Genomic DNA, 12,982 nt, shown 5'->3' with positions numbered 1-12,982 from the left:
TCAGCCAGGAAATCCACTCTCTTGATCTACGCTACTTTCTACTGGTCCCTTCATTACGTTTGTATATTTAAATGTTCATATGGATGTTGATGTGCAGTTGACGTGCCATATATGTGCAACACATCAAAACGTTTTAATAAGGATATCAAATGCTTTCATTTTTGTAAAGCGGTAAAGGGATTACATATAAAGAAAATTCTGAATGGGTTGGCTTTCTTTCCATTTATAACTATGCTAAAATAGAATTAATATTTAGTACCTAGTACTAATACATTATCTTAATTATGGAGAGGGTTTCTTATGATCGTAAAACCAAAAGTGAGAGGGTTTATTTGTACAACTGCACATCCAGAAGGTTGTGAGGCACATGTGCAGGAGCAAATCGCACATGCTAAAAAACATAAAGTGGAAAACGGAGCTAAAAATGTACTCATTATTGGTTCTTCAACGGGATTCGGACTTGCATCTCGTATCGCTGCTACTTTTTCTTGTGGAGCGAATACGATTGGTGTTTTTTATGAAAAACCATCGCAAAACGGACGGACAGCTTCTGCAGGGTGGTACAATACCGTTGCATTTGATAGATTTGCAAGAGAAGCAGGCGTTGTGAGTAAAAGTATCAATGGAGATGCTTTTTCAGATGAGATAAAAGAAGAAACGATTCAAGCGATTAAAGATAGTGTAGGAAAAGTAGATCTCGTGATTTATAGTGTAGCATCCCCAAGACGTACGCATCCAAAAACGGGAGAAACATTTACATCTGTGTTGAAGCCAATAGGAGGTACGTATAGCAGTAAGACGGTTAATACGAAAAGTGATGAAGTGTCGAATGTTTCTATTGAACCAGCTACAGAGCAAGAAGTGCAAGATACCGTTGCAGTAATGGGCGGAGAAGACTGGCAAATGTGGATGGATGCATTGCAAGCGGCAGATGTACTGGAGCAAGGTGTAAAAACGTTATCTTTCTCCTATATTGGACCTGAATTGACGTATCCGATTTATACCAATGGTGCAATTGGAAAAGCGAAGGAAGACTTAGACCGTACTGCCAAAGTATTGAACGAATCCTTATCTCCTGTGGGTGGAAAAGCGTATGTCTCTGTCAATAAAGCATTAGTGACACAGTCTAGTTCCGCTATTCCTGTAGTCCCATTATATATATCAATTTTGTTTAAAGTAATGAAGGAAAAAGGAATTCACGAAGGATGCGGAGAGCAAATGGTTCGTATGTTTGCGGATCGCTTGTATGGTGGAGAATCCGTACAGTGTGCTGAAGATGGACGCATTCGCATGGATGATTGGGAAATGAGAGAAGATGTCCAAGCAGAAGTAGCCCAAATTTGGGAGAAGGTGAATAGTGATAATCTATATGAACTTTCTGACATCGAAGGGTACAAAAAAGATTTTATGAAGTTATTTGGATTTGAATTTGACAAAATTGATTACGAAAAAGACGTCGACGTTGAGTTGTCTTTATAAATAAAGGAGATTTTTAAACTTCTGCTGAAAACAGGGGATAATAGGACGGTAATCTTATATAATAAATAAGTTGAATGAACTTGTTCAACTTATTACCGCTAAGCATAAGATGAAGAAATGACAATATGAACCTTTACGCCTGGCAACTGAGGCGTAAACTTGGTTTTCATTATTTCTTCATCTTTATATAAGTTGAATGAACTTGTTCAACTTATTACCGCTAAGCAAGATGAAGAAATGACAATATGACAACCTACAGCAGAAGGAGAAAATCCATGTTACAGCGTTACATTCAAGAAATAGAAAAACGATTTCACTTTCTTTTAGAACATGAAGCTGACAAATTGAAAAGCATATCCAGTAAAGTTTCTCATGCTATTCAACGTGGAGGCATTATTCAATTATTTGGTTGTGGTCATTCCCACATGATTGGAGAAGAAGTGTTTTATAGAGCGGGTGGTCTCGTTCCGATTAAACCTATATTTGAAGAGTCCCTTATGCTCCATCAAGGGGCTATTCGTTCTTCACAATTAGAAAGGCAACATGATTATGCGCAAACATTTCTTGAAAATCAAGACATTCGAGAAGAAGATGTGGTATTTGTCGTTTCTACTTCAGGGAAAAATCCTGTACCAATAGATGTGGCTTTATACGCAAAGGAAAAAGGAGCGTACGTGGTTGCTATATGTTCTTTTGACTATCCTAAAACTGAACAAGCTAAACATACTAGTGGCTTGTTTCTTCAACAAGTGGTAGATGAGGCGATACATAATTACTCTGTTATTGGTGATGCTGTTTTGACACATCCCAAAGTGAAGGTTCCATTCGCCCCTACTTCGACTGTAATAGGAACGACCATTATTAATGGGATTATAGCAGAGGCTATTGAAATGATGGCGGAAGATGGTTTTACGCCACCTATATTTTTAAGTGGAAATGTACAAGGTGCGGATGAACATAACCGATCACTAATAGATAATTATAGCTCACGCATCCCTTTATTACTTCAGGGAATAGAGTAATAGGTGCAAAAGAAACAGATGAATATACACAAAAAAGAGGACTCCATTATCATATGGAGTCCTTTCATATAGCGCTTTCAAGCTATCTGTACATGTTCTGCTAAGCTGTTATAAACGATCTAAATTGATTTTGAATTTGTATTTATCCGCTCGGTATGTAGAATGAACGTATTCAAAAGGTGTTCCATCTTCTAAAAACGTTTTGCGATAAATAAGCAGCACAGGATCATGCTTTTTTATTTTCAATTGCTCATATTCATCCTTGGATACGATGGCAGCTTCCACTGTTTGATGAGCGTAACCTAAAGTGTAGTTCAATTGTTCTTCTACGTATCGATATAGTGATTTTTGCAGTATTTCTTGGCTTAAATTAGGAATCAATTTGACAGGAATGTAGCCTGTTTCCAGTGCTAACGGTTCATCATCTGCTAATCGAATGCGTTTGACGGTGTAAACTAATTCTCCCTCTTCCAGTGCCAATGGCTCCTTCAAATCATCTGCCACAGGTGAAATCTGAAAATGCAATAGCTTATTTCCTGGCTTAAGTCCTCTGCTTTTCATGTCCTCGCTAAAACTAGTAAGAGATTGAAGGTTTTGCTCAAATTTCCGATGTGACACAAAAGTCCCTCTGCCTTTTTCTCGGTACAAATAATTGTTGTTCACTAAATTACCAATGGCTTGTCTAACGGTCATCCTACTCGTTTGAAACCGTTCCGCGAGTTCTCTTTCAGAGGGAAGGGTATCACCAGCTTTTAACTCTTCCGATAGAATTAACGTTTTAATATGTTCTTCGATCTGATAGTACAGAGGGAGAGGGGAGTTTTTATTGACCATATACAACTCCACCTTTCTTCAAGTTTCCTAGAAAATGATACCGCTAATTTACAAATAAAACAATAGATAAGTTGGTTATACCAACTTATTACCTCAAACAAAGATGAAGTTGAATGAACGACTTACTTTAATTTGCGTAATTCATCTGCTATGAATTCTACATCCGTACCGACAATAACTTGTACACTAGTTTTATTTAATTTTAACACACCTTTGGCACCATGCTCTTTCAGTGCTTTTTCATTAACATTGGATGAATCTTTTACTTCTAATCTTAAGCGAGTAGCACAGTTATCAACCTCTGTTAGGTTGTCTATTCCGCCTAGATCCTGCATGAAGTTTGCAGCCATTCTTTCATATTTGCTTTGGCCACTTCCAGTATCGTTAGTTGCTGTCGTTGTGGAATCCGTCTCCGTTTCTTCGTCTTCACGTCCAGGTGTCTTAATGTCGAACTTTTTGATAACAAACGTAAATACTAAGAAGTAAATCACCGCATATACTAAGCCGACTAATAGAAGCAATAGCGGTTTTTGTCCAATAGAGAAATTTAACAAATAGTCAAATGCTCCTGCCGAGAATCCAAATCCATGGTGTATGTCTAATACGTAAGTTACCATTAATGCACTTGCTGTTAATAAAGCATGAATAACATATAAAATTGGAGCAATGAACATGAAAGTAAATTCAATTGGTTCTGTAATACCTGTTAAAAACGAAGTTAAAGCTAAACCCACTAACATGCCCGTTACTTTTGCTCTTAAATGTTTTTTCGCCGTTACAATCATTGCGAAACATGCTGCTGGTAATCCAAACATCATGATAGGGAAAAAGCCTGTTTGGAATATTCCCGCATCAGGATCACCCGCAAAAAATCTTGGAATATCACCTTTTAACACTTCTCCTGCTGCATTTGTAAACTCACCAAATTCAAACCACATAAATGTGTTCAAGACGTGGTGAAGACCAACAGGAATGAGTAGACGATTTAGCAATCCAAAAAGACCTACCCCTGCAGCACCTGCTCCAATAATCCAATCTCCAATTGCATTAATACCGTCTTGAATTGGTGGCCATACATAACCGAAGATTCCAGCTAATATAACCATGGTTGCAGCTGTTACGATAGGTACAAATCTTCTTCCTGCAAAAAAGCCTAACCAGTCAGGTAATTTAATATCATGGAAGCGGTTGTATAACAAACCAGCAACGATACCAGAGATGATTCCTCCTAATACTGCCATATTAATATTGGGATCAATTGCTGTTAGTCCTCCATCGAGCACTAAATAACCGATAGCACCCGCTAGTGCAGCGGTACCGTTGTTGTCTTTTGAAAATCCGATGGCTACCCCAATAGCGAAAATTAAAGGTAATTTATCAAATATTGCTCCACCTGCTTGTGCCATAAAAGCAATACCTAATAAATCATCTTGTCCTAAACGAAGCAACAAAGCTGCTGCTGGAAGAACCGCAATCGGTAACATTAAAGATTTACCGATCTTTTGTAAGAAACTTAACATATTGCATCTCTCCTTTGTTAATAATACTGAAAGCGTTTGCGATAGATCTATACTAACATCAAAATTGAATAGATGTCTATACCAATTTTATGAACAATTACTTTCAATTCAATAATAAAATTAATAAAAGATGAACTGTATACAAGTGGTATAGACAACTAGAATGAATAATGATAGTCTAAATGATATAAACAACCTCAGGGAAAGGAAGACCGATGATGAGTCCCAACGCAAAGAAGCTGTTAATCTCAAATATTAAAATATTTGCACAGTCTGGTGTCATTGCTGACGGTTATATAAAAATAGAAAACAAATATATCAAAGAAGTTGGCAGCATGGAATCTTTATCTTCTACAGATGAATATGAAGTCATTCCTGTTCCACAGAATAGCATGGTTATACCAGGCATGATTGACGTTCACATCCATGGAGTCAATGGAGCAGATGTCATGGACGCCACGTACGAGTCGTTAGACATCATGGTGAACACATTGCCTAAAGAAGGAACAACAAGTTTTTTAGCTACGACGATGACGGAAAGCAAGCCTGCGATAGAAAAGGCGCTGCAAGTTACTGCTGATTATATGGCTAACCAACAGTCAGCTAGCCAAGCTGAAATTTTAGGCATCCATTTAGAAGGGCCTTTTATTAATGAGAACAAAGCAGGCGCACAGCCGTCCGATCATATATTGACTCCAAATAAGCATACGTTTCTTCAATTTCATGAGCTTTCTAAGCAGAATATCAAATTAGTCACCTTGGCACCTGAATTGGATCAAGATTTTGAACTACTTCAGTGTTTAAACGAAAACGACATTGTTGCTTCCATTGGACATAGTGATGCGACGTACGATGAAGCATGTCAAGCTATAGCATATGGTGCGCGTCATGTTACACATTTATTCAATCAAATGACAGGGTTGCATCATCGAAATCCAGGTGTGGTAGGTGCTGCTTTTCATAAGGAAGAGTTGATGGTGGAACTCATTGCAGACGGTATACATGTTGCTCCAGAAGTCGTTGACATTGCTTATCGTCAGTTGACAGAAGATAGAATGATACTCATCACAGACTCCATGAGAGCAAAATGTTTGAAAAATGGGCAGTATGATTTAGGTGGACAGATGATTACCGTGAAAGATGGGAAGGCTTTATTAGACGAGAATACACTCGCAGGAAGTGTACTGAAAATGAACGACGCATTTAAAAATATACAACTATTTACTGATGCCAAAATAGAACAAGCGATGAAGATGACAGCAGAAAACCCAGCAAAGCAGTTGAATGTGTTTGATCGCAAAGGTAGCATTGCTCCTGACAAGGATGCTGATCTGGTGTTGTTGGATGCAGAAATGAACGTATGCATGACCATTTGTCGTGGTCACATTGCTTTTAAAAGAGAGGATGAACAACATGAAAATCATTAAAGTGAAAGATTATCAAACATTAAGTGAACATGCTGCACAATATGTCATCAATAAAGTGAAGGCAGTTCCGAATATTACACTTGGACTAGCAACAGGAGGAACTCCTAAAGGGATGTATGATGTTTTAATCCGAGATCATGCGAAGAACGGTACGTCATACAAAGATGTCACTTCATTCAATTTAGATGAATATATTGGTATTGGGAAAGAAGATCCGCAAAGTTATTACCATTACATGTACGACTCATTATTTGACCATATCGATATGAAAGACGAACATATTCATATTCCTTCCGGTACGGAAAAAGATACACAACTTGAATGTGAAACGTATGAAAACAAGATGGAGGCAGCGGGTGGTATTGACTTGCAAATTTTAGGTATCGGGAATAACGGTCATATTGGTTTTAACGAACCTGGTACTTCATTTGACATCAAAACGCACGTCGTTGAATTGGACGTATCTACGAGAGAGGCCAATGCTCGATATTTCGATTCTATAGACAAAGTACCTACCCATGCCATAACGATGGGCATTTCCTCCATTATGAAGAGTAAAGAGATCTTATTGCTTATCTCTGGTAAAGAAAAGAGTGATGCTTGGAAAGGATTGCTTAAGGGGGATATTTCCACTGCTTTCCCTGCATCGATTTTAAATACACACGACAACGTCACGGTTATCGTAGATGAAGATGCGATGGTAAATGTGGAACTTGAACCAGCTAAATAAATATTGCTGATACTCCTGCATTATTTTTACATCGAGCTGGACATACGAACTGTCAAAGTATGACGCCATAACATACAGTATATTATCTCAATAAAAGAGGTGTATACAATGAGACCTAGTAAAGTGATACAAGCTAGGAGATTAACAATGAATCCCAAATTTGCATCCTATATACCTGGTACAAGGGTAATGAGTCGAAGAAATTTGAAACAATATCTTCGTAAATATCGTATGGTCTATGTCAAGCCAGATGTTGGGGTTGCGGGTAAAGGCGTAATGAAAGTATGGAAACAGAAAAAAGGGTCCAAAAAATTTCGCTACAAAGTAGGATATCGATCTAGAAAATTTTCTTCCTTCCCCAGAATGTATCGCTCTATTTTATATAATAGAAGAAGGACAAAAAGGACAAGAAAATACATTGTACAACGAGGAATAAGATTATTAAAATATAGAAAAAGATGGACAGACATCCGAGTGTGGGTCCAAAAAAACAAAAAAAATGATTGGGTCGTAACAGGCATGGTCGTTCGTGTGTCCAAACGCGGAAAAATTATTACCAACAATCATGGTGGAGGTAGTGTCACATCCGTCAGCAAATTGTTGCGTCACTTACCGAAAAGTAGAAGAAAAAGGGTCATTAGAGAAATAACGAGGTTAAGTAGAGCAATTGCAGAGGACATGGATGGACGATTTACTTTAAAACGGGGTGTCGGAGTAGATATCGGGTTGGATCGAAAATATCGTCCGTGGATAATAGAGGTTAATACCCATTCTCCTGGCTTGGATGTCTTTCGAAAATTGGGCAACAGAGCGGCAATAAAAAGAATACGTAGTTTATTAAAATATCGTGGCGGTTATCTAGGGTGGAAAGATCGGATGCGCTAAAATCATGTATCTATAACGAACAAGCTTTCACTGCAAATCGCCATGATTTGCTTTTATTTTTAATGAGTATAAAATAAATATTTGAAAATTTAACTTTTCGAGATAATGATATGGATTACTATAGTATAGTAATCTAGCTAATGGATACAGATTTATCTTTTACATATAATAATCTAAAAAAATTAATATTTTAATATTTTTACATATTTATTTACAATTAACTAATAATTATGTAAAATAAACATAAGGGATTGAATCATCAGCTCATGATTACTTTGCAGGTTACGATGAAACTTTATCTATTAAAATTTAGGAGGGATAGGTTTATGTTTAAACGTTGCTTGTCGATAATTTCCGCTTTAGCTCTTATTTTTTCATTGCAAGGTATGCCTGCTCAAGCTGATGATTTGATGGATTTTGAAGGATCTTCGATTCTATCAGAAAATCAAATTATAGTAAAATTTAAGGAGAGTACATCACAACTCCTCAAGATGGAAGCATTGGATGAAATTAAGTCACAAGTCATTATGACGAACGAGCAACTAGGTATTGACGTCATTGAATTAGAGGATCAAACGTTGCAAGAAGGATTAGCTTCGTTTCAGAACATGGAAAATGTAGAGTATGCAGAGCCTATCGTAGAGTATAAGGCACTGTTTACACCAAATGATCCGTTGTACAGCAGCAATCAATATGGCCCTCAAATGATGAACGCAGAACAAGCATGGGATATTACGCAAAGTGATAGTTCAGTGCTCGTTGCAGTCATTGATACAGGGGTGCAAGACGATCATCCAGATTTAATAGGAAAAGTAGTACCTGGCTACGATTTTATTGACAACGATAATGATCCATACGATGAGCAAGGTCATGGAACGCATGTTTCAGGTACCGTTGCTGCATTAACGAATAATGGCATTGGGGTAGCAGGTACGGCTCCAAATGCTAAAATTTTATCCGTTCGCGTGTTGAATAGCAGCGGTAGTGGAAGTAACTTAGGTGTTTCTCAAGGTATCGTATATGCTGCCGATAATGGAGCAGATATTATTAACCTAAGTCTTGGTGGTTCCTCTCCTTCCAGTGCAGTGGAAGATGCTGTGAACTATGCTTGGAATAAAGGCGTTGTCGTCGTTGCTGCTGCAGGTAATACGCCAAGCACTCGTCCTTCTTATCCTGCTTACTATGAAAAGTCCATTGCGGTTGCTGCAACAGATGCAAATGATCAGATTGCCTATTTCTCTACCTATGGTGACTGGGTAGATGTAGCAGCTCCTGGTGTCAATGTCATTTCTACACAACTAGGTGGAGGATATGTTTCCTATAGTGGTACTTCCATGGCTACTCCACACACTGCAGGTGTTGCTGCTCTATTAGCTGGACAAGGATTAACGCATGAGGAAATACGTGCAAAATTAGAAGGGACAGCAGATAAAATTGCTGGAACTGGTCAGTATTGGACACATGGAAGAATTAACGCATATGAAGCAGTAAAAGATGATGATGGGGGCGGAGGCCCAGGTCCTGATCCAACAATTGTATTTGAAGATGACTTCGAATCCGAAAATGGTTGGGGTATGGATGCAGATGGAACAGATACAGCCACTACAGGTATGTTTGAAAGAGCTATTCCAAGTGCAAATGATTACTTTGGTCCAAAGCAATTAGGTGTAACAACGAGTGGTAGCTATGATCTTGTTACAGGAGCAACAAGGGGGAGTTCCGCAGGTGTAAATGACATTGATAGTGGAGTTACTTCTGCTAAGTCTCCTGCGATTACTTTACCTAGTGATGGATCATTGAGCGTATCTTTCAACTACTATTTTGGACATTATTCTAATAGTGGATCAGATGACTTCTTCCGCTTTAGCTTAGTGCAATCTGATGGTACGAAAGTAAAATTGTTTGAAGAGCTTGGTGCAGGATCTGATCAGGATGCTGCGTGGAGTACGCAAACGATAGACCTTTCCAGTTATAAAGGGGAAACTATTTATTTGCTATTTGAAGCGGCGGATAATGGTACACCAAGTTTAGTAGAAGCTGGTGTAGACGATGTGAAAATTGAGAAGGTAGATAGCTCATCTATTACGACAGAGGAAGTGATTGACTAATACAGAGTGTTAACATTGTAAAGTAATATTGATATTCAATCCCTTATGTTAACTAGAAGCAAATCACTTATAAGCGGTTATATGTTATCGCTTATAAGTGATTTTTTATGTATCCTCATGGATGACAAGTCCTAACGTTTTGGCAAAAGCGATAGCTTGTGTAGGAGAAATGATGCATCCTTGCAGTTTCTCCAATGAAACAGTGATATGTTCGAAGGAACAAGTACTTAAATCTATCGCATCCAACGTGACTTTAGCTAGGTTAGTATGATGGATGTTGCAGGTGTCGAACTGTACTTGCTTGAACTTCGCTTCATAGAAATCCGAATGAGTAAGTGAACATTGGTGGAAACTATTTTGTTTCATCCGAGACATGCCGAATGCAGCGTAGTCAGCTAAACAATGAGCAAACGTAGTATTTGCTATCGTCGACATTGCTAAATTTAATCCGACTAACTTACAATGATTCCACTGTACTCTATGCAACATACTATGGCTAAGATCGATGTTAGATAGATCACAATGATCAAAGATGACATCGGTAAATTCTACGTTGGACAAACGAACTTCTTCAAATGTGACATTTCTAAATATACATTGTTCAAACACCATGTTTTCCAATTCCAGATGTGAAATAGTCTCTTCTTCGATGATACTACATTCTACGTAAGCTTCATGTTGCAGCGTATCATCTTGCAAAGAACAGGGTGTCAGCGTGGATGGGATTTTAGGTGGCTGCAACTTCTTCATTTTATTCGTTTTCGTCTTAGTGTTATGTATACTCTCTCACTCCTCTTTGTATTGCATATTACTGTGTAATCACAAAATTGGATGTTAAGATTTGTTTTTTAACAATAAGTAAATAAAAAAAGGTGCGCCAATTGCTGCTGTAAACACGCCTACAGGAATGCTTAGTGGTTGAAAGGCAGTTCTTCCGATAAGATCTGCTATCATGACGATGATAGCTCCCAATAAAGCAGAGATAGGAAACACACCACCAAACGAAGGTCCTACTAATTTTCTAGCAATATGCGGGGCCATCAGACCGACGAACGTAATTGCACCACCGATGGCTACGGCGGAACCTGCTAATGCAACGGCAATTATTAAAAAGATAACACGTTGTTTTGCTAACGGACTACCTACCCCAATGGCGATATCATCGTTGATTTGTGCTACATTTAAGCTGCGTAATAAAATAAAGCTGGCTGGTAAAAAAATAACAATCCAAGGGAGGTACACCGTAATTTGTGCCCAGCTTGCCCCGTATATACTTCCTGTCAACCAGATCATGGCTTTATTTGCAACATAGGTCGGTCCTAGCACAATCATCATAGATGTGAGTGCGGTGGTAAAGGCGGCCATGCCGATACCGATGATCACTAAGCGAAGGGGAGACATACCATTTTTCCATGCTAACAAATAAATGATAGTAGCGTTGAGCATCGCCCCCGCAAAGGCTGCGAAAGGCAAGTATTGAATGCTTAATGCAGGAAACACCGTAATCCAAGTAATGGCTGCTGCGGAAGCTCCACCTGTAATGCCGACGACATTAGGAGAAGCAAGTGGATTTTTAATCATGCCTTGTAAAATCGCACCAGAAACAGCGAGTGCAGCGCCAATCATGACGGCAATAATGACACGGGGCATACGATATTGCACAATTAAAAGGTACTCTGTCTTGCTGCCTTGTCCAAAAATAACACGTAATACTGCCCATGGATCAAACGTTTTCCCTAACGATAGACTGAGAAAAAATACAACCATGCCTAGTATCGTTAAAAACATCGTTAAACATATCGTCCGCTTTTCAAATTGAAATGACATGTTGGTAGTTCGTACTGTAATATTTTTTTTCATGAAGTATATTTTCCTTTACGTGCAATATAGACAAACACAGGGACACCGATTAAAGCGGTGGTGGCACCAATAGGCAGTTCTCTTGGCATTGCAATGAGACGGGAGAACAAGTCGGAAATAAGTAATAGACAACCTCCTAGTACACCGCTGTAGAGGATAATCCAGCGCGAATGTAATCCTACCATGTATTTAGCGATATGTGGAATGACTAAACCTACAAATGCAACAGGTCCTGCGATAGCCACAGCACTTCCTGCTAGTAAAATCACGAGTACTCCCATTGTAGCTTTGACCCAAATCGTATTTTGACCAAGACTTTTCGCTATATTCTCCCCTAACATTAAAGCATCCATCTTCGTTGCAATCAAAATAGAACCAACCCATCCAATGACCATATAAGGTAAAATATTCAGCAGCATGTCCATCTCTCTACCTGCAATCGAACCAGACACCCATAGTAGCACTTCCTGCAAACCACTTTCATCAATGACAAGAAAAGCATTCGTTAACGACATCGTAAATGCAGCAATAGCTGCACCTGCTAAAGTGAGTCGAATAGGGGAATGTTCCGACTTTGTCGTTTGACCAAGCACATAAACGATACTGCCAAACACAGCGGCACCAAGAAATGCGATCCATGTATATTGTGTTAAAGAGCTTACAGAAAATAATGTTGTAGCCATCACGACGAACAGGGAAGCCCCGCCGTTAATGCCCAGTATACCCGTATCCGCAAGGGGATTGCGAGTCAGTACTTGCAGTAGCGCACCTGCTATTCCTAAACTTGCTCCTACAGCAATGGCGATCAAAGAACGTGGAAATCGTACATCGCGAATAATAATATGTTCATTCGAGTTGTTGAACTGTGTAAACGTGGAAATGATGTTTTTCCACGTTGTGTGATGTACACCGAGCTTCATGCTCATGATAAATAGTAAACTTAAAAATACCAATAACATAACCAAACCAAAACTTCTTTTTGTTGCGGTATTGAACAGAACTTTCATAGATGAATGTAATTCCTTCCTCAGATATACCATAGTAATGTATTGAAAAAATAACACTATTCATTAAAAAAGGTGTAATATAAACATTTTTACATAAAACGATAGAAAAA

The 12,982-nt window shown here is 38.6% G+C and carries 11 protein-coding genes and 1 other annotated feature (1 of these 12 only partly in view); of the genes, 6 read left to right on the top strand and 5 right to left on the bottom strand.

The features are described 5' to 3' along the window. Window positions 1-63, bottom strand: a binding site (T-box leader) (it extends 156 nt beyond the left edge of the window). 237 nt (window positions 64-300) lie between these two features. Next, the gene (gene fabV / locus D1Z92_RS04045; RefSeq protein ID WP_128894386.1) at window positions 301-1,479 is read left to right on the top strand and encodes an enoyl-ACP reductase FabV; all 1,179 of its coding nucleotides are present in this window, start codon (window positions 301-303) and stop codon (window positions 1,477-1,479) included. Between the two features lie 275 nt (window positions 1,480-1,754). Beyond that, window positions 1,755-2,501: an SIS domain-containing protein gene (locus D1Z92_RS04040; RefSeq protein ID WP_128894385.1), complete on the top strand. Its 747-nt coding sequence runs from the start codon at window positions 1,755-1,757 to the stop codon at window positions 2,499-2,501. Between the two features lie 108 nt (window positions 2,502-2,609). Here the strand turns inward: D1Z92_RS04040 and D1Z92_RS04035 are convergent, their stop codons facing one another. Together D1Z92_RS04035 and nagE are read right to left on the bottom strand one after the other, a co-directional pair. Further along, window positions 2,610-3,335 carry a GntR family transcriptional regulator gene (locus D1Z92_RS04035; protein ID WP_128894384.1) on the bottom strand — a complete coding sequence of 242 codons (726 nt, stop codon included), beginning with the start codon at window positions 3,333-3,335 and terminating at the stop codon, window positions 2,610-2,612. Window positions 3,336-3,457: 122 nt separating this feature from the next. Then, window positions 3,458-4,855 carry an N-acetylglucosamine-specific PTS transporter subunit IIBC gene (gene nagE / locus D1Z92_RS04030; protein WP_128894383.1) on the bottom strand — a complete coding sequence of 466 codons (1,398 nt, stop codon included), beginning with the start codon at window positions 4,853-4,855 and terminating at the stop codon, window positions 3,458-3,460. A 218-nt stretch (window positions 4,856-5,073) separates the two neighbouring features. On the opposite strand from nagE, the gene nagA reads away from it, so the two are divergent. The 4 genes from nagA to D1Z92_RS04010 all read left to right on the top strand — a co-directional run bounded on the left by nagA (window position 5,074) and on the right by D1Z92_RS04010 (window position 10,005). Next, a complete protein-coding gene (gene nagA, locus D1Z92_RS04025; RefSeq protein WP_128894560.1) occupies window positions 5,074-6,282 on the top strand; it encodes an N-acetylglucosamine-6-phosphate deacetylase in 1,209 nt (402 codons plus the stop codon). After that, window positions 6,269-7,012: a glucosamine-6-phosphate deaminase gene (nagB, locus tag D1Z92_RS04020; protein WP_128894382.1), complete on the top strand. Its 744-nt coding sequence runs from the start codon at window positions 6,269-6,271 to the stop codon at window positions 7,010-7,012. Before nagA ends, nagB begins: the two co-directional genes overlap by 14 nt. Window positions 7,013-7,120: 108 nt before the next feature. Continuing rightward, on the top strand, window positions 7,121-7,897 hold the full coding sequence (locus D1Z92_RS04015) for a YheC/YheD family protein (RefSeq protein ID WP_128894381.1): 777 nt from the start codon (window positions 7,121-7,123) through the stop codon (window positions 7,895-7,897). 326 nt (window positions 7,898-8,223) lie between these two features. Then, on the top strand, window positions 8,224-10,005 hold the full coding sequence (locus D1Z92_RS04010; RefSeq protein ID WP_128894380.1) for a S8 family serine peptidase: 1,782 nt from the start codon (window positions 8,224-8,226) through the stop codon (window positions 10,003-10,005). Between the two features lie 105 nt (window positions 10,006-10,110). Here D1Z92_RS04010 and D1Z92_RS04005 read toward each other — a convergent pair whose 3' ends face one another. The 3 genes from D1Z92_RS04005 to D1Z92_RS03995 form a co-directional block, all read right to left on the bottom strand. Then, the gene (locus D1Z92_RS04005; protein ID WP_128894379.1) at window positions 10,111-10,755 is read right to left on the bottom strand and encodes a pentapeptide repeat-containing protein; all 645 of its coding nucleotides are present in this window, start codon (window positions 10,753-10,755) and stop codon (window positions 10,111-10,113) included. 84 nt (window positions 10,756-10,839) lie between these two features. Beyond that, a complete protein-coding gene (locus D1Z92_RS04000; RefSeq protein ID WP_128894378.1) occupies window positions 10,840-11,865 on the bottom strand; it encodes a FecCD family ABC transporter permease in 1,026 nt (341 codons plus the stop codon). Beyond that, complete coding sequence (locus D1Z92_RS03995; RefSeq protein WP_128894377.1) at window positions 11,862-12,872, bottom strand: FecCD family ABC transporter permease; 1,011 nt, start codon at window positions 12,870-12,872, stop codon at window positions 11,862-11,864. The genes D1Z92_RS04000 and D1Z92_RS03995 overlap by 4 nt, the downstream gene beginning before the upstream one ends. Between the last annotated feature and the right edge of the window lie 110 nt (window positions 12,873-12,982).

The sequence above is a fragment of the Longirhabdus pacifica genome (assembly GCF_004115085.1).
GTDB classification, from domain to species: Bacteria; Bacillota; Bacilli; order Paenibacillales; family DSM-105158; genus Longirhabdus; species Longirhabdus pacifica.
Note: the sequence above shows the minus strand (reverse complement) of the source record. Positions and strands in the feature narration are given on the sequence as shown.

Bases quoted from the DNA above. Each gene is read 5' to 3' on its own strand.
- fabV (WP_128894386.1), top strand. From the start codon at position 301: ATGATCGTAAAACCAAAAGTGAGAGGGTTTATTTGTACAACTGCACAT.
- D1Z92_RS04040 (WP_128894385.1), top strand. From the start codon at position 1,755: ATGTTACAGCGTTACATTCAAGAAATAGAAAAACGATTTCACTTTCTT.
- D1Z92_RS04035 (WP_128894384.1), bottom strand. From the start codon at position 3,335: ATGGTCAATAAAAACTCCCCTCTCCCTCTGTACTATCAGATCGAAGAA.
- nagE (WP_128894383.1), bottom strand. From the start codon at position 4,855: ATGTTAAGTTTCTTACAAAAGATCGGTAAATCTTTAATGTTACCGATT.
- nagA (WP_128894560.1), top strand. From the start codon at position 5,074: ATGAGTCCCAACGCAAAGAAGCTGTTAATCTCAAATATTAAAATATTT.
- nagB (WP_128894382.1), top strand. From the start codon at position 6,269: ATGAAAATCATTAAAGTGAAAGATTATCAAACATTAAGTGAACATGCT.
- D1Z92_RS04015 (WP_128894381.1), top strand. From the start codon at position 7,121: ATGAGACCTAGTAAAGTGATACAAGCTAGGAGATTAACAATGAATCCC.
- D1Z92_RS04010 (WP_128894380.1), top strand. From the start codon at position 8,224: ATGTTTAAACGTTGCTTGTCGATAATTTCCGCTTTAGCTCTTATTTTT.
- D1Z92_RS04005 (WP_128894379.1), bottom strand. From the start codon at position 10,755: ATGAAGAAGTTGCAGCCACCTAAAATCCCATCCACGCTGACACCCTGT.
- D1Z92_RS04000 (WP_128894378.1), bottom strand. From the start codon at position 11,865: ATGAAAAAAAATATTACAGTACGAACTACCAACATGTCATTTCAATTT.
- D1Z92_RS03995 (WP_128894377.1), bottom strand. From the start codon at position 12,872: ATGAAAGTTCTGTTCAATACCGCAACAAAAAGAAGTTTTGGTTTGGTT.